Annotated in this window: 23 protein-coding genes; 17 read left to right on the top strand and 6 right to left on the bottom strand. The window is 46.2% G+C overall.

The window, feature by feature from the left end; translation table 11 throughout:
• Nucleotides 1-5: 5 nt before the first annotated feature.
• The 6 genes from ACXX82_RS24150 to ACXX82_RS24125 all read left to right on the top strand — a co-directional run bounded on the left by ACXX82_RS24150 (nucleotide 6) and on the right by ACXX82_RS24125 (nucleotide 3,574).
• On the top strand, nucleotides 6-770 hold the full coding sequence (locus ACXX82_RS24150; RefSeq protein ID WP_458563882.1) for a hypothetical protein: 765 nt from the start codon (nucleotides 6-8) through the stop codon (nucleotides 768-770).
• A 112-nt stretch (nucleotides 771-882) separates the two neighbouring features.
• The gene (locus ACXX82_RS24145; protein ID WP_458563881.1) at nucleotides 883-1,080 is read left to right on the top strand and encodes a hypothetical protein; all 198 of its coding nucleotides are present in this window, start codon (nucleotides 883-885) and stop codon (nucleotides 1,078-1,080) included.
• Entirely contained in the window at nucleotides 1,067-1,564 is a 498-nt protein-coding gene (locus tag ACXX82_RS24140; RefSeq protein WP_458563880.1) for a glycoside hydrolase family protein, read from the top strand. Before ACXX82_RS24145 ends, ACXX82_RS24140 begins: the two co-directional genes overlap by 14 nt.
• Entirely contained in the window at nucleotides 1,561-2,103 is a 543-nt protein-coding gene (locus ACXX82_RS24135; protein ID WP_458563879.1) for a hypothetical protein, read from the top strand. Before ACXX82_RS24140 ends, ACXX82_RS24135 begins: the two co-directional genes overlap by 4 nt.
• Before the next feature lie 187 nt (nucleotides 2,104-2,290).
• Entirely contained in the window at nucleotides 2,291-3,079 is a 789-nt protein-coding gene (locus ACXX82_RS24130) for a DNA adenine methylase (RefSeq protein WP_458563878.1), read from the top strand.
• A gap of 186 nt (nucleotides 3,080-3,265) precedes the next feature.
• Nucleotides 3,266-3,574, top strand: a complete 309-nt coding sequence (locus tag ACXX82_RS24125) for a hypothetical protein (RefSeq protein WP_458563877.1) — start codon at nucleotides 3,266-3,268, stop codon at nucleotides 3,572-3,574.
• A 233-nt stretch (nucleotides 3,575-3,807) separates the two neighbouring features.
• Here ACXX82_RS24125 and ACXX82_RS24120 read toward each other — a convergent pair whose 3' ends face one another.
• The 3 genes from ACXX82_RS24120 to ACXX82_RS24110 all read right to left on the bottom strand — a co-directional run bounded on the left by ACXX82_RS24120 (nucleotide 3,808) and on the right by ACXX82_RS24110 (nucleotide 6,849).
• Nucleotides 3,808-4,536: a hypothetical protein gene (locus ACXX82_RS24120; protein ID WP_458563876.1), complete on the bottom strand. Its 729-nt coding sequence runs from the start codon at nucleotides 4,534-4,536 to the stop codon at nucleotides 3,808-3,810.
• Between the two features lie 43 nt (nucleotides 4,537-4,579).
• The gene (locus ACXX82_RS24115; RefSeq protein ID WP_458563875.1) at nucleotides 4,580-5,710 is read right to left on the bottom strand and encodes a DUF2971 domain-containing protein; all 1,131 of its coding nucleotides are present in this window, start codon (nucleotides 5,708-5,710) and stop codon (nucleotides 4,580-4,582) included.
• A gap of 326 nt (nucleotides 5,711-6,036) precedes the next feature.
• Nucleotides 6,037-6,849: a hypothetical protein gene (locus ACXX82_RS24110; RefSeq protein ID WP_458563874.1), complete on the bottom strand. Its 813-nt coding sequence runs from the start codon at nucleotides 6,847-6,849 to the stop codon at nucleotides 6,037-6,039.
• A gap of 642 nt (nucleotides 6,850-7,491) precedes the next feature.
• Between ACXX82_RS24110 and ACXX82_RS24105 the strand changes: the two genes are divergently transcribed.
• Nucleotides 7,492-7,770 carry a hypothetical protein gene (locus ACXX82_RS24105; protein ID WP_458563873.1) on the top strand — a complete coding sequence of 93 codons (279 nt, stop codon included), beginning with the start codon at nucleotides 7,492-7,494 and terminating at the stop codon, nucleotides 7,768-7,770.
• Here ACXX82_RS24105 and ACXX82_RS24100 read toward each other — a convergent pair whose 3' ends face one another.
• Nucleotides 7,771-8,673, bottom strand: coding sequence for an SOS response-associated peptidase (locus tag ACXX82_RS24100; protein WP_458563872.1), 903 nt, complete (start codon nucleotides 8,671-8,673; stop codon nucleotides 7,771-7,773).
• A gap of 102 nt (nucleotides 8,674-8,775) precedes the next feature.
• Here ACXX82_RS24100 and ACXX82_RS24095 point away from each other — a divergent pair, with 102 nt between their 5' ends.
• The gene (locus ACXX82_RS24095) at nucleotides 8,776-9,051 is read left to right on the top strand and encodes an Arm DNA-binding domain-containing protein (RefSeq protein WP_458563871.1); all 276 of its coding nucleotides are present in this window, start codon (nucleotides 8,776-8,778) and stop codon (nucleotides 9,049-9,051) included.
• 506 nt (nucleotides 9,052-9,557) lie between these two features.
• The gene (locus ACXX82_RS24090; protein WP_458563870.1) at nucleotides 9,558-9,881 is read left to right on the top strand and encodes a hypothetical protein; all 324 of its coding nucleotides are present in this window, start codon (nucleotides 9,558-9,560) and stop codon (nucleotides 9,879-9,881) included.
• Nucleotides 9,882-10,010: 129 nt separating this feature from the next.
• Here ACXX82_RS24090 and ACXX82_RS24085 read toward each other — a convergent pair whose 3' ends face one another.
• On the bottom strand, nucleotides 10,011-10,718 hold the full coding sequence (locus ACXX82_RS24085) for an EAL domain-containing protein (RefSeq protein WP_322239126.1): 708 nt from the start codon (nucleotides 10,716-10,718) through the stop codon (nucleotides 10,011-10,013).
• Between the two features lie 589 nt (nucleotides 10,719-11,307).
• On the opposite strand from ACXX82_RS24085, the gene ACXX82_RS24080 reads away from it, so the two are divergent.
• The 7 genes from ACXX82_RS24080 to ACXX82_RS24050 all read left to right on the top strand — a co-directional run bounded on the left by ACXX82_RS24080 (nucleotide 11,308) and on the right by ACXX82_RS24050 (nucleotide 17,858).
• Entirely contained in the window at nucleotides 11,308-12,294 is a 987-nt protein-coding gene (locus tag ACXX82_RS24080; RefSeq protein WP_458563869.1) for a glycosyltransferase family 2 protein, read from the top strand.
• Entirely contained in the window at nucleotides 12,294-12,701 is a 408-nt protein-coding gene (locus ACXX82_RS24075; protein WP_458563868.1) for a GtrA family protein, read from the top strand. The genes ACXX82_RS24080 and ACXX82_RS24075 overlap by 1 nt, the downstream gene beginning before the upstream one ends.
• Nucleotides 12,698-14,554 (top strand): hypothetical protein, encoded by a 1,857-nt coding sequence (locus ACXX82_RS24070; RefSeq protein ID WP_458563867.1) that lies wholly within the window; start codon nucleotides 12,698-12,700, stop codon nucleotides 14,552-14,554. The genes ACXX82_RS24075 and ACXX82_RS24070 overlap by 4 nt, the downstream gene beginning before the upstream one ends.
• A gap of 235 nt (nucleotides 14,555-14,789) precedes the next feature.
• Nucleotides 14,790-15,641, top strand: coding sequence for an alpha/beta hydrolase (locus ACXX82_RS24065; RefSeq protein ID WP_458563866.1), 852 nt, complete (start codon nucleotides 14,790-14,792; stop codon nucleotides 15,639-15,641).
• Nucleotides 15,642-15,705: 64 nt separating this feature from the next.
• A complete protein-coding gene (locus tag ACXX82_RS24060) occupies nucleotides 15,706-16,161 on the top strand; it encodes a DUF4118 domain-containing protein (RefSeq protein ID WP_323519046.1) in 456 nt (151 codons plus the stop codon).
• A gap of 374 nt (nucleotides 16,162-16,535) precedes the next feature.
• Nucleotides 16,536-17,192: a LysE family translocator gene (locus ACXX82_RS24055; RefSeq protein WP_322239114.1), complete on the top strand. Its 657-nt coding sequence runs from the start codon at nucleotides 16,536-16,538 to the stop codon at nucleotides 17,190-17,192.
• A 186-nt stretch (nucleotides 17,193-17,378) separates the two neighbouring features.
• Nucleotides 17,379-17,858 carry an HAD domain-containing protein gene (locus ACXX82_RS24050; RefSeq protein ID WP_458563865.1) on the top strand — a complete coding sequence of 160 codons (480 nt, stop codon included), beginning with the start codon at nucleotides 17,379-17,381 and terminating at the stop codon, nucleotides 17,856-17,858.
• Between the two features lie 329 nt (nucleotides 17,859-18,187).
• Here the strand turns inward: ACXX82_RS24050 and ACXX82_RS24045 are convergent, their stop codons facing one another.
• Nucleotides 18,188-18,499 (bottom strand): hypothetical protein, encoded by a 312-nt coding sequence (locus ACXX82_RS24045; RefSeq protein ID WP_322239110.1) that lies wholly within the window; start codon nucleotides 18,497-18,499, stop codon nucleotides 18,188-18,190.
• Between the two features lie 1,032 nt (nucleotides 18,500-19,531).
• Here ACXX82_RS24045 and ACXX82_RS24040 point away from each other — a divergent pair.
• Entirely contained in the window at nucleotides 19,532-21,238 is a 1,707-nt protein-coding gene (locus ACXX82_RS24040) for a thiamine pyrophosphate-binding protein (RefSeq protein ID WP_322239108.1), read from the top strand.
• Nucleotides 21,239-21,272: the final 34 nt, after the last annotated feature.

The following is a 21,272-nucleotide window of genomic DNA, read 5'->3' as shown; positions in this document are numbered from 1 at the left end:
ATAACGTGTCAGACAGCACCAGCAATCTCGATCTGGTTATCCAATCACAAGCATCGAAAGAAATTACCATCAACGCCGGATTTGATGCCGCTAGTCCTGGAACCTTGTACGGCCGACAGCAATCCATGACCAGCGGTTTGACATTTGGTTATTACGGCGGGCGCTACAACAGCACCTTGATTGCCAATGGGACGTTCTTGCTCACGGCGAATACGACCAATTATATAGTCGCGCTCAGAACGAACGGCGTGGTGAGTCGCGCAACGACGACGACCAACTGGAATAACCAGACTCTTTATATTCGACTATACCTGGTGGTGACTGATGCATCGTCGATAGTCAGTTTTCAGGATCATCGTCAGGCGATCAACCCAGTGATTGGCGGTCTTGCGGGGCAGATACTGAGTGGGGCGGGCGTCAATTCAGCACCTATTTGGGCTTACGCAACGATGCCGCAGACGTCAAAAAACGCCGACTACACGCTCGTGGCAACCGACGCCAGTAACTTTATCCTGCATCCCGCTGCGGATATTACAGCGCGCACATTTACGATACCGGCAAATGCATCGGTCGCCTTTGCGATTGGTACTGAACTCACGCTGATCAATCAGAACGGTGCGGGTGTACTGACGATTGCCATCACGACCGATGTTATGCGCTTGGCTGGCGTTGGAACGACTGGCAGCCGAACGTTGGCCGCCAACGGTGTTGCCAAGGCGCTCAAAATTACGACGAATGAATGGATTATTAGCGGCACCGGACTGACCTAGCACCACCATTAAGACTCACAATAACCAATTAAGCCACCTTCGGGTGGCTTTTTACGTCAGGGACAGATATGCCAGAACTAACAAGCATTACCGCTGCAATGAGGGCGAAATAATGGAAGAGTCCACCACCATCGCAGCACCCGTCACAAAGGCTATTTCTGTTTTAGCTGCGGCTGGCATCTCAAGCTGGTCCGACGCGGCCAGCATCGCCGCGCTTGTTTATACGTTGCTTCTTATCGGCGAGTGGTCGTGGAAGAAGTTTTTACGGGGGTGGATCAAATCGCGGGGAGGAAGTGATGAAGCTACCTGATAATTTGCGCATACCCATAGCAGCGCTGTCGCTGTCAGCAGCCGCGTTTGTCGGCATTCTGACCAGAGAGGGATTTAGCGACAAAGCCATTATCCCTGTCCCTGGAGATGTGCCGACGGTGGGTTTTGGCTCGACCGGCGGCGTCAGGATGGGCGACACCACGACGCCGCTGAAAGCAGTTCAGCGCGCCCTGATCGAATCTACCAATGACCAGTCCGCTATCAAGCGGTGCGTAAAAGTACCTCTGCATCAATATGAATATGACGCTTACGTCAATCTTTCATACAACATCGGTTCGACCGCGTTTTGTAATTCAACCGCCGTGAGGCGATTAAACGCGAGTGACTACCTTGGCGCATGCGAGGCGATTCTGATGTTCAAAATGTTCAAGGGCTTCGACTGCTCAATACCGGGTAACAAATTATGTTACGGGCTTTGGAAAGACCGGGTACGCGTCCATGCGCAATGTGTGGGGGCGCTATGAACGCCAACGCATTGCTCGCAACGCTCAGCAGGTTGCCCGTCTGGTGCTATTGGTTGTTAGCTCTGATGGCGTTGTGTCTGGGCTGTGAGTTGCATGGACGGCATGCGGTGCAAGTGAAGTGGGACGCTGCTGCCGCCATTGAAAATTCCCTAGCAAAAGAAAAACTTGCCGTCGCGACCAACCGTGCCAACGCGGCAGAGTTATCAATGAAATCTAAAATCAAAGAGGTCAATGATGATCGTAATAAAAAAATCGCTGCTATTAACGACCGGCTTAGCGCTGCTTTGTACGAGCTGCGCGCACGACCTGCGCGTCGTGGAAACGCCGATTCCGAAGGTGCCGGAACGACCGGCCAGTGCGCGGGAGCCAGCGGTGCCGAACTTTCAAGGCCGGATGCAGGATTTCTTGAAGGGGAAGCTGCCAGAGCCGATCAATACGTCATCGAATTAAACGGGTGCCATAAAGAGTATGACGCGGTCGCTGATGGGGTAAATAATCTGAGATCGACGTCAGGTTCTAACTCTGACCCTGAGCAATAACATGCTTATGGCGGTGTGCAGACGTCTGCAATCGGTGGCTAACGCCGCCCAGCAATAAAACATAGAGCGCTAGATTAGCTGCGCTAACAACTAATCTAGCCTCAATCCACTGAACGGGCCAGTGAACCAAGCTAAGGCTCTACGACCTCGCGAGGCGTGCGCATCTTAGCATAACAAAAGGTTCCTCATGGCAATTCCTATCATTCCTTGGCTTGGCGGCAAACGTCGCCTTGCCGATATTCTCATTCCGCGCTTTCCTGCACATACCTGTTACGTTGAGGTTTTTGCAGGAGGTGCGGCCCTCTATTTTTTGCGCCCGCCCGCCGATGTCGAGGTCATTAATGACGTCAACGGCGAACTGATCAATCTCTATCGGGTCGTCAAAAATCACCTGGAAGAGTTCGTCCGTCAGTTTAAATATGCCTTATCGAGCAGGGACGTTTTTAAATGGCTGCAGGACACGCCGCCCGAAACGCTCACGGATATTCAGCGTGCTGCCCGATTCTTTTACCTGCAGCAGCACTGTTTCGGCGGGAAGGTCGACGGCCAGTCCTGGGGAACAGCAACCACGGCACCACCGCTCAATCTTTTGCGCATTGAAGAAAACCTTTCGGCTGCCCATTTGCGGTTATCAGGCACCTACATAGAAAACATTGACTGGGCGGCTTGTGTTACCAAGTATGACCGGCCACATACTTTTTTCTACATGGACCCGCCGTATTGGCAGACTGCAGGTTACGGGGTTAGTTTTGGCATCGAGCAGTACCAGCGCATGGCCGAATTGATGCGGGCGATGAAAGGTAAGGCAATTTTGAGTATCAATGACCATCCTGGTATTCGCACCATCTTTGCTGAATTTCAGATGGAGCAAGTCGGTATTGACTATACGGTCGGCGGAGGAGGGAAGGCTGCGGCTAGAACGGAACTAATTATTTATAGCTGGGATCGGGAGAGTGAGCCAGCTGGATTATTTTAGTTAGGTGGAAGTTGCAGTACCCAATGATTGATGATAAACCATCATTGGGTACTGCATCCTGATCGGCAACGGTAGATTCCATCGCAGAGCATAAATATGATTAGCATCAAGTTTTATTGGTGCTCAGTGTAAAATGTCCTGTAGGAAACTATCTTTTAAAGCACCGACCGTTAAACGCTTCATTTTATGGAAATTAATAATATGGGATCGGGATCAAATTCTGGAGACAGCGTCGACGATCAAGCATCGTTTAATCCCGCAAGGCTTCTCAATGCGTTGGTTGAAAAACTTCATTTAAAAAACGACGCCGCGCTATGTCGCAGAATGAGGGTCGCTCCGCCGTTGATTAGTAAAGTTCGCAATAGAATTTTGCCAATCAGCGCGGCATTGTTAGTTCGCATGCATGAAGAAAGTGGTCTGACAGTCGGTGAACTACGAGCGCTTATGGGAGATCATCGAAAAAATTTCGGAGTCAGCGATACGGATATTTTATAAAAAATGCAAAGCAGAAGTCGGGCTATTTCAGCGTAAGGTCGGCTTATAGAAGTCGTTTCTTTGTCGGACAAATTCATTCCTGAATGACGGATTTCGACCTTTTCAGTCGCCCACTTTTTCCAAACTAGACGTTCTTATACCTTACACGATTTGCCGTTGTATCGACAGGTGCGGCCACCCACTCTGGGCAGTATTTGGTCCGATGCTAGAGGGCTTAGGCCAATTGGTTAGAATTACTCCATGCCATACAGCCCCGGCTTCACTGGTGCGTGAACGCCGTACTTGGCCGCGATGGATTTGACAACGTCAACAAACCACTTTTTACTGTCCGGGTGCACGATAACAGACACTACCAACTCGTTGACATCGAAGAAGGGAAGGTCAACCCCCTGCGGCGTTTTCTTTGTCGGACTGGTCCGTGAATACGTATCCAAGCTAATTCTCACCTCTTCTTCAAAAGAAAAGTGCCGGCGCTTTCTAAAGAAACATTCCTCATACTGAAGATCCCCGGTCTCTTCATCCGCATTTCGGTAGATGACGTTTCTTAATAATAGGGAATATCCATTTATGCTTGAGGGGTCAAGGCTGCGCTTCATGTGTCCAATCGAACTTTGGACGGCGACAGCATTGTTTGCTTGCCCATAGATTTCCCACATAACCATATTCTCTTCGAGATTTTTGTGCCAACAGCTTATGAATGTATTCTTGACAAGGTAGTCTTGAAAATCGTCCGCGTCTTTGACGGGAGAGGGGTCACTATCAGAAAACCCTTTATACGCTTGGTGCACGCGCGTTCTCATATCGTCGGGAAATCGCCCCTCCTGACTGTCTCTAAAGGAATCAGCTCTTGCGAGCCACAATGCTTTCCGCTCGAGCATGGAGATAAATTTGGCCAGATGCATATACCGCCATACTTTCAGATCTTCATGTATCGTATTTTCAATTTTTAAGGTCGTTCCCATTTACTCGCCCAAAGTTAAGCTGCCCTTCACCTTTTCATTGTCCTCAACGGTATGAGGATGTTGACGTCGTCACAGGAATTTCTCTATACCCTTGATTATCGAGGAACCGCCGAACGCTGATTGCCGCGAGGTCTGCACGGGGGCCAGGTCCGACCATAACCTCATAAATTGGTAGACGCTCTTTTTCGATGGCAGATTCTCCGGAATTCCGAATATCTTCGATAGTAGTATATGGTGCCAGGAACCCATTAGTCTTGCGAAAACGAGTTTTTGCGGGGCTGAGATTTGCCGCCTCTAGCGTGTCTGGGTGCTCGGCGTAAAACAGCCTCACCTCGTGTTCATCGACAAAATCGGAATGCTTGCACAAAGTAATCAATTCGAAATAGATGCTGTTTATCCCTCCCTCCCAGCCCGTAATTGGAAGATGATCTATATGCGTAAGATCTCTTCGAATAATTTTAACTTTCCGTTTTGAATCTCTCCGATAGGCTTCGACATAAAAAAGGAAAAATGTTTTTATTAAGGATCGTTTTTTCGCTTCGTCGTAGAGGACGTTTCCTAGTGTGCAGTCGGGATAACCGAATCCCTTCATTAAATCCTTTGCTTTGAAACCTATAGAAATGCCAACATCCCCTCCGTAGCCTCGCCATTGACCAAGATTGTTGCGAGCATTAGAGAAGCATCCAATATTAATTCTTGGTCGCTGGTCGATAGGAGCACGAATGACGTCATTAAGAAGACTTCTAATTGGCTCAGAATCGATCTGAAGGCTTTCAAAAATTTCTTGAGATAGTTGCATTCCATGAATAATTTCGCTAGCGTCATTTAGGAAATCAGATTCAGTAAGCCACATATCCTCCGATTCGATGATACCTCGGAAGCCATCTAAAGATGTGTAGTGATAAATATTGGGATTAGAAAGTGGCGCTAGTCGCGATAGCTCACTTCGCAGTAATTGCCGGACAAGCCACCCATAGCTTTCTGAGTCGGAAATCCAGAAATATCTCGGCTCACCGTCTTCCGCAGGAAGGCAGTCTCGTGTGTACTTTTTGGGCCGAGGACTGAAGTTATTAATGAACTCATCTCCATTGTGCCCATTCGGACAGTTAGGCCAGGCGCACGGTTTATTTAAAGTTTCAACGTGGTGAATCTCACAGTAATTTTCTAATGCCAAGAGTAAATCCCCTCTAATCTCTGTTGCTGGCCGGCAACGGCCTACGAAGTTTCTAACTTATTTGACACACGTTGTCAGGTCAAGTCTGAGCGGCTACATATTAGGTTTGACTCCTATGAGTCGCCAAAAAGAACTGATCGACTACTTTCACTCTTAACTAGCTTAGAGCGTGGGATGCCCAACGTCTCTAGATGGTCGAACAGAGCCATTCGTTAATGACAGAATTCGATCCAACGCGGACGGTCATTGGCACGTAGATCACAGCGGCTCGAATGAAGGGGCTGTAAAATTGTATCGAAGATGCCGGCAGCACTATCTGCGGCCGACTATCTTCTTAGAAGAAGAATATTGTGAAGTTCATTCCCGCACTCATTCATGCGTATATGGATGCGTTCATATTCTCCGACAAGAAAAGGAAGAACAGGACGGCCTTCATATTGTGTCTTAGAATATTTAAAACCAAGAAATTCCAAAGAAATTGTCTTCGGACCAGCGCCAACATGAAACCATACTGCGCTGGTAACTATACTACGGTGTTTCCCATGATTATTAAGCGCTTCAAGATACTTGAACTCTCCTTCTTTGGCAATTGATTCAAAAAGCTTCCGGAGTGTTAATAGCGATTGATCTCCGGCGAGTTTTTCTGCGACGGTTCGATAATCAATATTTCTTTCATTCAAAGGGCATTCCCGATCCATGGCCAGTCCGTAATACAAAGCGTGGCTGAGTATGTCTGCGATCGAGTGAATGGACTGCACACAAGCTTGCACATGTGCACCGATCTCGTGAAGTCGATCACCATGTCTCTTCTTGCGGTCTTCGCACATAGGTGCGAGTATTTCGCCCATTGGCAGTTCCTTCACTTCACTACAATGTTGATTCCAACGGCGCGTCGCTTCGAGTATATGAAACGACGCAAATCCTGCTCTTTCTACCATCGATAGGAGGCTATCCCTTGCCAACAGCATTTGGTTTTTTCCATAAATGTCGAAAATAAGTTGTTTCGTAGCTCCCCGATCCCACACGCTATCCATATTCTTATTTTCTCCGATATATTGGCCATCTGATGGTGTCGCAAGCTCCGCTTTCGGCCGGTCAGAACCATTCGTAATTGATAGAATTAGGCCCGAAGCGGCCATCTGGATGAGACGGCTAGGGGATCTAGCTTCCAGCATGGCTGGTTAAAATAAAATTAATCTAAGCAATGAGTTTTCTGTCGTGAATTCCTTTGAGCCATATCAAATCAGAAAAGACCGGTTTCGACGCGAAGCTGCCATTAAAATCTTATCGGGCAGCGGGATATTGTACTAAGCGAACAGTCTCGTTCGTGTCAAACTCAATCTCTTCCTCCTCCCACAACTGGACGTGTGCGGTTTTATGATTTGGATGTTCATGTAAGTCTGCAAATTTCTGCGCTATATCTAATGAATTTAGGCTAATCGTGCCCTCCTTCCTGACCGCTATTACGCAACAAAATTGATTTGTGACTTCATTCAGAACTCGGTACTTAATAGCCATGTACTTCATTAAATTCTCCACAATTGTAGTTACGATGAGCTGTAAAGGCCGAAGGCTTCAACGACCGCTTCTGGACATGTTCCTTCAGTTACATAGCATTCGATCCGAGCTGTGACAATTATGAAAATACCGCGAACCGAAATTAATGTAAACCAACGAAAACCGACTTTTCGCACGCTTACCGAACGTGATGTCACCAATTCTTAAAATGTTTTGATGTACTGTTTATGTACAGCAAAATTCTTCAATTGCGGAAATGCGGAGTGCGTCGGTCGGACTATGATCTCAACCGCGATGAAGGGATATTTGGCTGCATAACTACATGCGATATTGCGGGCACGGTACAGATGGATGTGATTGCCTGGGGTGACGATGCGTTGCGCACAAATCTCGTCGCCACGTTGAACGCACCGGTCTTGGTAGCGATGAACGGAGACGTTATGCGATTTCGCGGGTATCAGCGCGAGAACAAAACAGCACCGACCTACCTACAAAATTGGGTTATAACGATCATCGGAATGCGCCCGCCAGCCGCAAAGTAATTAGCTATCGACTGGATCGATCATGTATGAAGCGCTGTGGCCTGCTTTATTCACATCAGTCGACACTTTGAACCATTCGAAATGTTCCGGCCCCAGCGCCAGCTGACGCGCTATTTCTTCGGCCTGTTCTGGTGACAGGCTGTTATCCATCCAGAGCGCCGCGTCGCTAGCTGTAAGTACCACCGGCCTGCGGTCGTGAACATCTACCATTCCGCCCTCGGCTGCAGCAGTCACGATGACGAAGCCAGAGCCGGCGAGTACTTCTTTATCTGGCCGGATGTCCGTCATCGCGGCCATGAAAACCGGCTGATCGGACTTCAGTTTGATATACCAAGGCTGCTTGTGTCCCTTTTCACCGGTCCACTCGTACCATCCGTCGGCCGGAACAATTGACCGACCGGATCGGAACATGCCGCGGAACATCGGCCCGGTCGCGGCCTTTTCAAGTCGGGAGTTGATCATCAAAGGAATTTTTCTATCGACGGCCCATTGTGGGCGATATCCCCAAGGTACCTCGTCGATATGATTTTTGCCGTCAAGCTGGTGCATCAATAGCGGGCGGCTTCCTGGTGGGATATTCCAGTTCGGTGACCAGTCGTACTTGCGATAGTCCGCATCGACCCAGCCCATTTCTTTTGCATAGGCAATCGCTGCTCTAGTTTGAGTGATTCGTCCGCACATCCTGATAGTATAAGGGAATGTTTTAAAATATTCGGCAGGCCGGGCAACCTTGCTGGAGTGCACTTTTTGCTCGTCATGAAATCCTAATACGATTCCTGAATAGAGATTCCGAGTTTTTGTGGTACTTTTTGTGGTATTTAACTGTAAGCCATTGATTTTTAATTGTTTATTGCTCCCACCTTCTCCTCCAAGACAGCGTTTATAATGTTCGTAGAAGTTCAATAACCGGCCTCCGCCATAGTGCAGACGTCGGTTTTTTGTGGCCTGTCGTCCAGCGTTGTCCATTTACATTCACGGTTTTTGCATCCATATTTGGGCACATGGATGCACTTTAAAACTGACTTGGATGAAAAAATGCCCAAACTCGCCACCCCCCTCACGGATATTCAAGTCAAAAGCGCCAAACCAAAGGACAAGGCCTACACTTTAGCAGACGGGGGCATGTATTTGGAAGTCTCGCCGGTGGGCTCCAAGATATGGCGGATGGCTTACCGTCAGCCGAATGGCAAAAATACCAGGCTGACTTTCGGCGCATCATCGCCTCGATATGTTTGTTGCCGTCCCATTCATCGCCAGACGCCGTCTCGATGGCGTTCATGACGTCCATCACTATCTGGTCCACTCGCGCAGCGTGTCACAAGAAAATGTTCCTAATATTCACTGTCATCCAGGCGAGTAAGCCATAGGAACAGATTGCACGGAATTAACGTTCTAACGGGCGGAAATCCGGGCTTTATAAAATTTACGCTGATGCTTTATACTAAATGTATGCCGGAAAAAAAGGAACCGTGCTTAGAAGCACGCAACGTACAAGGTTCACAAAAATCGCAATGCGGTTTTTAATGTGCGTTTATTTTGTTAAGCCTTCGCGGCTTGGCAATGATGGGAAAGCTTCGGCTTGCCGGTAGCGCCTCGTAAATCGGTTTTCCGACCTGCCATTTCCCGCCGAGCCCGCTTGGAATCGGGGCGCGGCCTAATCGTACAAGGAATCAATTGATGTTTAATGTTCTTACTTCAACTACCGCTCACTATACGAGCCAAAATCCGTCGTTATTTATCTACGGTGCGCCGATAGTCTTCGACGATGTCGTTGGGAGGGCGCTCTCATGAGCGAGCCAATCCTGCCGATGCCAGAACAAGAGGCATTTCATAAGGCGTTTTCGTGGCTGCCTGTAGATCATCAAACTGATAAACACACGCAGTTTCGTGCACTGGCGGTAGATGTCTGTCGTGGTATTCAAACATGCCTAGAGGTTACTCACTTCAGGACCCTGAACAGAAGCAGCGATGCGATGCCAACGTTGAGTACTATTCACACTGAGCGCCTGATGCGCCTGGCGTCGTCATCATCTCAGATGCTTGCGGAAATTGCAGCGAGACACTTTGATGATCTAAACGATAAAAGCGGCAAGGCGTCTAATAAAATTTAACCTCAATCAAATGGATTGGGGGCGTTTCTATTTTTTGAGAGTTGCTCAGAGAATTGTTATTTGCCGAGATGCTAACCGGAATTGCTACAGTTCATATCGTCAGTGTGTGAATCGACCATTCAGATAAATTTACATACTGACCGTTACAACTCCCTCCGGCACGTCGTTCACCAACTTATCGACAAACCAGCCTTGCGCCTTGTCAAATCCTAACTCTTTAGCAAATATGAAATGTGCCACGGTCTCGACGCATTCGACAATCACGCGAATGCCACGGGATTGCCATTGCTGAATGAGTATCTTCAGCATCGTTGCTGCGTCATCTCGCGTCATAGCCGTCTTGAAAAAAATACCGTCAATTTTGATGTGCGTGCAATGATGAATGGCGTAAAGACGTTTGAATCCATCTTGTCCATTACCGAAATCGTCAATGGCAAATTTTAACCCGAGTAATGACAGGCTATTGATCTTGGCCGTGATCAGGTCAAATGTCTTTGGGTCTGAATAGGATTCGCTGACTTCAAATACCACGTTATTTTTTTGTGCAGCGAGAGTGAACAGTTCGCTAGGTAACGCAAGTAGTGATTCATTGGCGATATTGACGAACAAAATGGCTTCTGCCAGCCGCGTAGAACCCAGGTGCTTCAATACACTGCGATCAATGTCTAACCATTGCGCCGGGATTGGCCCGCGGTAAAGCAACTCACATTCTATCGTCGCGCTGCGTTGAAATTGGATGATCGGTTGCAACTCAAACTTCAAACTCACCTTAGGGTCGAAGTCTGAATCGAGTTGCAAAAATCGATTAGGACTATTTGGTTTAGTTGAAATAGACAAAACGGTTCATCTTAAAAGTATTAGTGGAGCACACATACGAAATGATCGTATCGGCTGGAATCTGTGCAAATTACATCAAAAAAGCTATCAGTACCTAGAAAGTTTAACGAGACGTGCGTTCATCCTGTCAATTATGACTGGATATTAGCTACTTAGTAGCGCGAAGTCGTGTTCTGGTAAAAAAGTGGCGCATATTACTTTTTTCCAGCGCGCATTTTTCCAGGACATCTGTCATATTTGTTTTTAAATAGGGAGTTGTCCTATTGTTTGATAGGAGGTCGGGCCTGAATATTGGTCAGCCCCGGGTTTCTGCTAACCGGATATTTTTTCCAAATGACGACTGCTTGGGCTTACTTTATGCCGCCTTAAACTAAGTTGCATCAGACTGTTAAATACTTTGGTAGATTGTAAGCTTTCGCGTTATTTGGGTTCCGTGGCACTTATGATTGACTTGCCCGAATCTATCTAAGCGTCTGGATTTTTTTAAAACAATAAAAGTCCACATAAAATGACGCCGTATAATAACGAAAAATAGATCAGTGCCTGGGATCAGTTTATGGGTGCAGGGAGTAACTTTAACTGGAAAAGTATGAATGAAACTGCGTGTGAATTTAATGAGCATCTTAATGAATCAATATTCACCCTGCAACGGATAGCCGTTCTCATTCCTTGCTATAACGAAGAAGTTGCAGTGGCATCAGTTGTACAGGATTTTAGGCTCGCTCTTCCGACTGCAGAAATTTTCGTCTTCGATAATAACTCGACAGACCGGACTATGGACGTTGCTAAGCTCTCTGGAGCGACAGTGCGCTCAGTTCCGCTGCAAGGAAAGGGAAACGTGGTCCGACGGATGTTTGCAGATGTAGATGCAGATGTCTATGTTATGGTCGATGGCGATAATACCTATGATGCAACGGTGGCACCGCGGCTGATTAATAAGCTATTAACCGAAGGCCTGGATATGGTGGTTGGTGTCCGGGTTACAAAGGAGCAAAAAGCCTATCGGTTTGGGCATCGCCTTGGTAATGCGGTATTGACTCGTTTTGTTGCCTTCCTTTTTGGAAGAACTTTTACCGATATGTTATCGGGTTATCGCGTTTTTTCACGTCGGTATGTCAAGTCATTTCCCGCGCAATCCCGGGGTTTTGAGACCGAAACTGAGCTTGCGATCCATGCATTACAGCTAAGGATGCCTGTCGCAGAGTTGAATACGACCTATGGATCAAGGGTACAGGGATCTTCAAGTAAGTTAAATACTTATCGTGATGGCTTTCGGATACTCGTCACGATCGTTAGATTATTTAAATCCGAAAAGCCGTTGACGTTTTTTTCTTTTGGTTTTTTCTTTTGCTCCTTAATTGCCATTCTTTTGGCGCTGCCTTTGTTTGAGACTTATTACGAGACTGGTCTCGTGCCCCGTTATCCTACTGCCGTTTTATGTTCTGCATTAATGTTGTTTGGCGTCATTTTACTGACCTGTGGGATTGTGCTTAATACCGTTACGAAGGGTCGAACTGAAGCAAAACGATTTGCTTATCTAGTCCATCCTGCGCCTGCCACAAAGAATCCTAACTAATGGACAGTTGTCGACAATTTATTCGTTTTGCTATGGTCGGGGCGCTCGGGTTTGGGGTCGACGTTGGTATTTTATATTTGACGCTTCATATCGGTTTTGGATATTTTTTTGGTCGCGTAATATCATTTCTTTGTGCTGTGTGGGTTACTTGGATGGTCAACCGTCGTTTTACATTTTCTACGAGGCCGAATAGTGCGGTTTTGAATGAAGCAATCCGTTATCTCGCTGCGATGTCTTTAGGTGGTCTGATTAACTATGCGGCATATAGTCTTGTGATAGTCCAGGGCCAAAACATTCCTTTTCTTCCCTTTTTTGCTGTCGCCGTTGGTTCGCTTGCAGGAATGGTGATTAACTATTTCAGTGCAAGGTTGTGGGTATTTAAACTTTCGGAAAAATGTAAGAAATGAATATTTTGCAGTGCGCGTTAAATCGAACGAGCTTTAATCATTGCGACCTGAACAAGCCTAAGACATTATTGATTGCTTGTCTTCTTGCACCATTATTTTTTGGTCTGGTTTCTTTATGGCTTGGAACTGACCTTAACTGGGACTTGCAAAACTATCATGTCTATAACGCGTTTGCGCTATTAAACGGCAAGTTACATACGGATTTGGGTCCGGCTGGAATGCAAACGTACTTTAATCCGATTTTGGATGTGCCGTATTATTGGTTGTCTTTGCATCTACCTGCGCCGCTTGTTGGTTTCATGATGGGCGCAGTACATGGCATCAATTTTATTCTTCTGGCAGGTATATGCCGCAAGACTTTGCCCGACCTTCCGTCAGAAGATCGTTTTCGCATACCACTTTTACTGGCAATAGTTGGTTGTCTCACAGCGAATTTCCTCTCAAGTATAGGAAATACAATGGGGGATGCCTCGACTTCCATTTTTATCCTTGGCTCTTTACTCATCGTTTTGTATGGGTGGGAAAAATTTTCTGAAAATGGTGTGCGGCCGATTCTTATCGTAATACTTGCTGGTTCGGTAGCTGGTCTTGGAACAGGTTTAAAGTTGACCAATGTTGTATTTGCAATGGCTCTGTGTCTCAGCTTTTGCGCGGTGCAGGTTAATTGGATAACGCGATTTCGTCTGGCATTCTTTTTCGGTGTTGGCGTGTTAATTGGTATAGCAGCCACTTCGGGATATTGGTTTTTTGAGATGTGGCGCACCTTCGGCAATCCTTTTTTCCCCCAATTCAGTACATATTTCCCAAATCCGTTGACGCGATCGGTGAGTGTTGCCGATGTGATTTGGCGACCAAAAAATCATTTTGAAACGCTATTTTGGCCATTCTTATTTTCATTGAATCCTAAAAGAGTTGGGCAGCTTCCGCTCCATCAAATTATCTGGCCTGTGGTGTACGTTCTTTTCTGGTGCTGGCTTGCTGCAATATTCTTGAAAAGGAAGACGCGCACTACGATAAGTAGCATGTTGCCGGAGGCGAAATATATCGTTGCAGTGGTTGCCATTGGATATCTCATCTGGATGGAATTATTTAGTATTCAGCGTTATCTGATACCGATTGAGATGTGCGCGCCGTTAGTCGTATTCATTTTACTCATGCAGCTAAAAAGCTATCAAAAAGCCCGTAAAATCGCGATGACTATTTTTGCGGTAACAACGGCTGTAGTGCTTCTAGGGGGGCTGACCACTTGGGGGCATGCGTCATGGGCGAAAAAAATGTTCCGTATCGATTTGCCGCCGATAGCTGCTCCGGAGAAAACTACCGTCATTTTGGCGAATGGTGACCCGGCTTATGGATGGCTGGCCGCGCAGTTTCCACCCAATATTGCTTTTACGCAGATAGAAGGTAATTTTCCTGGAGCAATGCCGGCTTATGTTAACCGTATTCATGAGATTGTAAATAAACGCGGTGGTCCTATTTTCGCCATTGTCCAAGGCGAAAAACAATCCAGTCGGATAGCGCAGATCACCAAAATCCGTGAAATCGCGTCTGGCTTAGGAGTTACATCAACCAAAAGTGGTTGCGAGGGATTACGCTGGATAATCACGCGTCTAAAGCTTCATGCTAGCGTCAGCATGTTGGATGCTCCCGTTGACAATGCACAATGCGCGATCCAGGTACTAGCTTCCGATATTGTGGATGTTGAAGGCAAGAATAAGGTGTTCATTGCCAGCGTAGAAAAAGGGCTAACCCAAAATGGCTTCTTTATCAATGCATCCTTGTGCAAGCCATATCGGGCATACATTGGCGATGCCGAATATCCTTATCAGTGGTGTCCGTTAAGCCAGTCCTGATAGTTACTGGCATAATTGTTAAAAATATAATTTGTTAAGCGGTATTTGCTTCAATAAGACGAGCATCGACTACAATCTTGGCTGATGCTAGTGTGTGAAACGATTTGTAAATGACCAATTGATCTATTTGCCTCTTTAAAAGCTTGATTGGGATGCGTTTTCCCAAAGTGAACTTCACAAGTTGTCGTTTTGAGTTACTCTAATGCAATGCTTAATATCTCCTATGGATTCAAAAATGCACAATGAACAACCCATCACCCATGCAGTCATTTTATTGCACGGATTATGCGGTTCGTCGCTTGAAATGGGGTCTATACCTAAGGCATTACGAAAAAGTGGCTGCGCAGTCATTGAGTTGTTGATACCTAATTATTCCGCAGGACACGTTGATTCAACAATGACCCCGCACTGGGAAGATTGGTGTGCAGTGGTGGATAGCGAGATTTCTCGTTTGAAAATGAATTTTAAAACAGTGTCTATCTGCGGCTTGAGTATGGGGGCAACATTGGCTTTGGCAGTTGCGTCTCGCAGCAGTGAGGCGATTGCTATAGTAGCGTTGTCTCCTGTTTTGCGATATGACGGATGGTCAATACCCTGGTATCAACATTTAATGCAGATACCTTTCTTTTTGGGCTATAAAAATTGGTCTCATAAAGAGGGCGAGCCATTTGGAATAAAGAACTTTGATATGCGCAGAAGAGTTGCTAATGCTCTCAAAAAAGATGGGGTCGCTGCAGTGGGAGCGGCTGCAATTCCGGCGCGACAACTTCGTGGGGCGCATCAAATGATGGCATATGTGCGTTCTTCGCTCAAACAAGTTAAAACGAATATTTTAGTTATTCATGCAATCGATGATGAAACCGCATCACCTAAAAATCCCGAGTTAATTTTGGAGCATGTCAGTTCCGAGATGCGAAAAGTCATTTGGTTAGGCGATTGTTATCATATTATTACTGTCGATAACGAGCGAGAAATTGTGACGAATGAAACAGTTCAGTTCATACAAAAAAATATAGAAATGCACTTAAAAGATATTTCTTATAGGGAATTGCAGCATAAATCACCGTTAAAAGATCGTCGTGGATAAAGGCTGAGATCGTTGGCCGATTTCTCGCTATTACTGACCTGTTATTCTTTATCTGAAAACTGCAATGAAATTAAAAAATAGTAGAACCTGGAAGCAAAGTGGTCTTAATTCGATAGGAATCTGTTTATTAGGATTCGCTTTAACATTTTGTTTGCGATATGTGCTGAATTCAATATTGGATGAATCAATGTCTATGTTGTTTTTTGCCATAAACTGTATTGTTATGGCATGTTTTTTTGGGTTCTGGCATTCAACAGGTCTTCTTATAATTAGTTTTCCGACAGCATTTTTCTTCTTTAGAAAACCCTATTATTCGTTTGAGGCGATAGCTGTAAAAGATTTGTATATAATTATTATTTATGCAACTATTATTTTGCTTTCTTCTTGGATCATCGAATGGTTGCAGCGTGAGCGATATGCTGCGGTTTTATTGCAACGAGTATCGGAAACACGGTATCAATTATTAATAGAGTCAGACCAGGCACGACGCATTGAGTATGCAAGAAATGCCGCTGAGTAGTAAAAATTAATATAATACTAACTATCGGTGCTAGATGTGTGACCAGACCGGTCGGTTAGTTTAAAACGATGCCCTGAACGCGGATTTTTCAACTGCAGAGTTATTTGAGGGAAATATACAACGTCGTTAAGTTGTGATCTGCTTACTCCTTTTGATGTCTTGTGATCGCCAAGTCAGACTCAAAATCAGGCGTATTCAGCGTTAAATCAGCAATATCGCAAGTTCAGTATTTTGCGGAAGTGATTGATTAGCGTCAACGCGTTGCTTAATAACGTGTCTTTGAAGCAGCATTTTAAAGAGCGGACAACTTTCACCGACACCCATTCCGCGTACGCCGTTAAAATAGCGGACTATCAAATAAATTTAACCTTAGTATGGATATTAATCTCTGGACAACGTATTTATTTGCGTCGGTTCTTATCGCCGTTTCACCTGGTTCGGGTGCGATTCTATCAATGAGTCATGGAGTACGGTTTGGAGTAAGGCGCACTGGCGCAACGATTCTTGGCCTTGAGTGCGGTTTAGTGGTAATCCTGCTGATTGCTGGTGCCGGTGTGGGCTCGTTGCTTGTCGCATCTGAGGTGGCATTCAATATTGTAAAATTTCTAGGTGCTGGCTATCTTGTGTATCTAGGCTTTTCGCAGTGGCGCAGTGCGGTACCAAATGCTGAATCGACTGGATTTATGTCGCCGAAGAAAGGCCTGCCTGAGGTGTTTACATGGCGACGTCGTTACGCAGCGGGACTTTTTACCAACATGACAAATCCTAAGGGCATCGTTTTTATGGTCGCTGTTTTGCCGCAATTTGTTATACAGAATCGACCTTTGGGATTGCAGCTGCTGGTGATGGCGCTCACCACGGTGACAGTCGATGTAGTTGTTATGCACGGTTATGCATTAGCCGGAAGGTCAATGCAAAATCTGTTTCGAAACGCGCGAGCGTTCAAGATTCAAAACAGGATTTTTGGTGGTCTGTTGATGGCAATTGGAACGGGCTTGCTTTTTGTAAAGCGGGGAAACGATAGTTTATGAAAATTTCCCGATCTTGGAAAACAGAGTGATGACACGATAACCAAAACAATTCTTGATGGGTGGACGTGAAGAGCAACTGATATTTTTGGCTGTTTTCAAAAGAGCATAAAAAGAGTCGGATAGCTAGAATTGGCGATCACATCAGTGCCACGCAACATTTTATTTCAGCATTGATAATTAAACTTAATGAAAATTTTATACTTAGACTTTAACGGTGTTTTGCACGATGGCATGGTGATGCGTAATCGCAAGCGTGGCATGTACATTACGAATCCAGAACGTTCTTTTTTTGAGTGGATGCCAATTTTGGAAGAATTGCTTGCACCGCACCCGGATGTAAAAATTGTGTTGTCCACAAGTTGGGTGCGGGCACTAGGATTCGATGCTACTCGCCAGGAATTGAGCGAAGAGTTGCGTGCACGAGTTCTTGGCTCGACATTCCATCACCCGAAATTGCTGCAAAGTGAATTTGATATTATGCCGCGCGGGATGCAAATTTGGAATGATGTCGAGCAACGCAAACCAGATAGTTGGTTCGCCATTGACGACGATGCATTCGGCTGGCCCGGATGGTGTCTGGATCGATTGGTTGAAACGAAAAGTCATCTCGGGTTGAGTGATCCGGTCGCGCAAGAGGCAGTCCGTCATATTCTCGCTGCTTTGTAAAAAGACTTGATGTATTCGGTATCGGCGGAAGGATGAAGCGAGCATAGCTAAAATAGCCGTCTAAATACCTTGTTCTAACCATTTGCGGAAAAATTCCTTTTCTGGAATTCAGAAAATTCCGATAGCTGATTAGCCAGTGCACCAATCGCATTTATTGGTGACAACAACCTCTGCTTTTATCGGTAATTCATTTTTTAAATTAGCGCAGTCTGAACACGCTGCCGCATCCATGATTATGTCATTGAGTATTCAAAATATGTCATCGCTTGATGCGATGACATATCGTTTAGCTGCCAAAAGATTAGAAATCTAATAAATTGACATAGATTTCACTTTCCAGCGATCTTCGGCCGTAACTCTGAGATGTCGTGCTCAGTTTGCTGTGTACGAGCGGCAGGATCAGCGAACATCGTACTGCGTAATCGGGTTGCATAAATTTGCGCATCAAGCGTCGACGTATAAGCGGCAATGCTTTTCATTTTCCCCTCTAGTCTTGCTATGCGGGTATTGAGCAAGTTTACTTGCGCCTGAACGTGCTCAAGGTCGTTTTCTGCTGATAATAATTGCAGCCTGGCCGCCACTAGTTCATCAGTGACGATAGAGAGATGTGTGGGAGTAAACAAACGTTTCAGTATGTTCATGATTTCTCCTTTACGTGTACAAAGACAATTAAAGAATCAGTACTTCATTTCGGGTAATGAGTTTCAGGTATTACTTCAAAATATTCATGACGTAACATTTGAAGGTGCCTAAATTTTGTCTCTGTTTTAGTCTCTTTTTCTCCGTTCCTTGTCACTATTTTAGGTTGCTTATGATGTCGACATTTATATGGTAACAGCGAGATTAAGCTACGTGAAAGTGAATCTCTTTTGCAAATAAACTTGATGCTTTTTTACGACATTATGATGACTAATTGGCCTTATCCGATAGCTCTGCAATACTTTAATTGCAAAACAGAAATTGTCTGATTGTGAAGTCAATAAAAGGAAGAGGCAGAGGGATTTTTTGCTTTCCTCATTAACAGTTATCTAATAAGAATGGACATCAAACCTGTATAAAGATTCAATTTTTGTATCATGACTCGCCTTGATGAAATTCATATCGGGGCGACCGTACACCAAATACAATCTTTCCCTAACCACTGTAATAAGTGTAAAAGCAAACTTGGTGCAGCGCTAAAAATGAGTACGCTGATACAAAGCATCAGCAACAAGACGATTGCCGCTTGACAGCCATCAGCGAAGGGGAGAGCGGCTATCGTTCGCCTCATCACTGATTCGATCCGATCACGCTTTGTCGGGGATGCCATTGCACAACTCCATCATGAACAAACAAGTACCTATTTTTTATTTCAAATGAATGTCACGCGTCGAAACAATGATGCCGAAAGACAATTCTTCCTGTCCGTATTTTTTGCTATGAACGTGAATTACAAACACCTCGCTCACCGTGCGATCTGATTCCGTCGGTCTGAACTGAAAATAGCGAACTGCTCATTTTTATGTTTCACTACATAGCGTATTACAAATTATAAAATAGGCAATCAATGGCTCGGTATTAGTATCAATAGTAGCGCGTTGGTTATTGGTCACTCGTCAATACAAAAAATCCCTAATGCAGTTATCAACGCCACTAAAGCAGTTATCAACGCCACTAAATCATCTGGAGAAAAAATGGAAACCACTGCGATTATTTCTGGAAGCGGAGGTCAGATTGTGGTGAGTTGTCTGGTGACACATGGCGTGGATCATGTTTTTTGCGTACCCGGCGAGAGTTATCTGAACGTACTCGATGCACTTTATGATGTCAGAGAGAAGGTTGCCTTGCGTGTATGTCGCCATGAAAGTGGCGCTGCGAATATGGCCGAGGCGTACGGCAAGCTAACTGGAAAGCCTGGAATTGTGATGGTTACACGTGGTCCGGGTGCGATGAATGCGGCGATTGGGTTGCATACGGCACATCAGGACTCGACTCCGTTAATTATGTTCATCGGACAAGTTGCTCGTGACTGTATGGATCGTGAGGCATTTCAGGAGCTTGACTACCGACGCGTGTTTGGACATATGGCGAAATGGGTTGCCCAAATCGACGACGCTAAACGCATCCCTGAATATATTAGCAGGGCATTTCATACCGCTGTGAGCGGAAGGCCTGGCCCGGTGGTATTAGCGTTGCCGGAAGACATGCTGACCGATATAGCGGAGGCTTTTTCCGCGCCTCCATACAAGCGCGTGGCTTGCGCACCGACGCCCACATCATTACAGCAATTAGCTGTTTTGCTTGGTGCTGCAAAAAAGCCGATTGCGATACTCGGCGGCAGTGGCTGGACCCCGCAAGCATGTGAGGATATACGTCAATTTGGAGAGGCTTGGCAATTGCCAATGGCGTGTGCGTTTCGATTTCAGGACCTGTTTAATAATACCCATCCTTTGTATGCTGGCGATGTTGGCATCGGTATCAATCCTGCATTGGCACAGCGTATTAAGGACGCGGATGTGGTTTTGGCAATTGGCCCGCGGCTGGGTGAGATGACGACCAGCGGATACAGCTTATTCGCTATTCCTACACCGCAACAGCGCCTGATCCATATCCACGCCGGTGCGGAGGAATTAGGGTCCGTCTATGCCGCTGAACTATTGATTAACGCCAGCATGCCGGAATGTGCCGCTGCGCTTGCGGAATTGGTCCCGCAGACCGGGATTGCGTGGTCTGGTAAAGGGGAGGCCGCACACACGCAATATCTTGCATGGAGCACGCCACCTCAAGTGGAGGGGCCAGTTCAGATGGGGGAGATCATGCAGACACTTCGCGAGCGACTTCCTGCTGACGCGATTGTTTGTAACGGCGCTGGCAACTACGCCACCTGGGTTCACCGCTTTTATCGCTATCGGCATTTTAAGTCCCAACTAGCGCCGACGAGTGGCGCTATGGGTTATGGCGTGCCGGCTGCAATTGCCGCGAAGTCCCTGTATCCAGAGCGGATGGTGGTGGCTTTCGCAGGTGATGGCTGTTTTATGATGAGCAGTCAGGAACTGGCGACGGCAATGCAATATGCGTTGCCAGTGATTTTTATCATTGTTAATAACGGGATTTACGGCACCATACGGATGCATCAAGAACGTGAATATCCGTCTCGCGTGCATGGCACCACGTTGACCAATCCCGACTTTGCTGCTTACGCCCGTTCGTTTGGCGCTTCTGGCGCGGTAGTTGTTAAGACGGAAGATTTTGCATTAGCGTTTGAGCAGGCGTGCGCTTCCGGGCTTCCGGCCGTGATTGAAATTCGGTTGTCACCTGAAGTGATCACACCAACCAACAGTTTATCCAGCATCAGAGAACAGGCGCTGCGCAAGCAGAAAGCACTCAAAAAGGATGGCTGACGACGAGGTTGCTTGCCGTCGTTAGCCATCCGCC

This window comes from Glaciimonas sp. GNP009 (assembly GCF_054343755.1).
This window is presented reverse-complemented; position numbering and strand designations above follow the sequence as displayed.

What these genes read in the sequence shown, in the direction of transcription:
- ACXX82_RS24060 (WP_323519046.1), top strand. Translation starts at nt 15,706, where the DNA reads ATGAAATTAAAAAATAGTAGAACCTGGAAGCAAAGTGGTCTTAATTCG.
- ACXX82_RS24075 (WP_458563868.1), top strand. Translation starts at nt 12,294, where the DNA reads ATGGACAGTTGTCGACAATTTATTCGTTTTGCTATGGTCGGGGCGCTC.
- ACXX82_RS24125 (WP_458563877.1), top strand. Translation starts at nt 3,266, where the DNA reads ATGGAAATTAATAATATGGGATCGGGATCAAATTCTGGAGACAGCGTC.
- ACXX82_RS24090 (WP_458563870.1), top strand. Translation starts at nt 9,558, where the DNA reads ATGAGCGAGCCAATCCTGCCGATGCCAGAACAAGAGGCATTTCATAAG.
- ACXX82_RS24065 (WP_458563866.1), top strand. Translation starts at nt 14,790, where the DNA reads ATGCACAATGAACAACCCATCACCCATGCAGTCATTTTATTGCACGGA.
- ACXX82_RS24070 (WP_458563867.1), top strand. Translation starts at nt 12,698, where the DNA reads ATGAATATTTTGCAGTGCGCGTTAAATCGAACGAGCTTTAATCATTGC.
- ACXX82_RS24130 (WP_458563878.1), top strand. Translation starts at nt 2,291, where the DNA reads ATGGCAATTCCTATCATTCCTTGGCTTGGCGGCAAACGTCGCCTTGCC.
- ACXX82_RS24135 (WP_458563879.1), top strand. Translation starts at nt 1,561, where the DNA reads ATGAACGCCAACGCATTGCTCGCAACGCTCAGCAGGTTGCCCGTCTGG.
- ACXX82_RS24050 (WP_458563865.1), top strand. Translation starts at nt 17,379, where the DNA reads ATGAAAATTTTATACTTAGACTTTAACGGTGTTTTGCACGATGGCATG.
- ACXX82_RS24120 (WP_458563876.1), bottom strand. Translation starts at nt 4,536, where the DNA reads ATGGGAACGACCTTAAAAATTGAAAATACGATACATGAAGATCTGAAA.
- ACXX82_RS24040 (WP_322239108.1), top strand. Translation starts at nt 19,532, where the DNA reads ATGGAAACCACTGCGATTATTTCTGGAAGCGGAGGTCAGATTGTGGTG.
- ACXX82_RS24095 (WP_458563871.1), top strand. Translation starts at nt 8,776, where the DNA reads ATGCACTTTAAAACTGACTTGGATGAAAAAATGCCCAAACTCGCCACC.
- ACXX82_RS24055 (WP_322239114.1), top strand. Translation starts at nt 16,536, where the DNA reads ATGGATATTAATCTCTGGACAACGTATTTATTTGCGTCGGTTCTTATC.
- ACXX82_RS24110 (WP_458563874.1), bottom strand. Translation starts at nt 6,849, where the DNA reads ATGGCCGCTTCGGGCCTAATTCTATCAATTACGAATGGTTCTGACCGG.
- ACXX82_RS24140 (WP_458563880.1), top strand. Translation starts at nt 1,067, where the DNA reads ATGAAGCTACCTGATAATTTGCGCATACCCATAGCAGCGCTGTCGCTG.
- ACXX82_RS24145 (WP_458563881.1), top strand. Translation starts at nt 883, where the DNA reads ATGGAAGAGTCCACCACCATCGCAGCACCCGTCACAAAGGCTATTTCT.
- ACXX82_RS24080 (WP_458563869.1), top strand. Translation starts at nt 11,308, where the DNA reads ATGAATGAAACTGCGTGTGAATTTAATGAGCATCTTAATGAATCAATA.
- ACXX82_RS24045 (WP_322239110.1), bottom strand. Translation starts at nt 18,499, where the DNA reads ATGAACATACTGAAACGTTTGTTTACTCCCACACATCTCTCTATCGTC.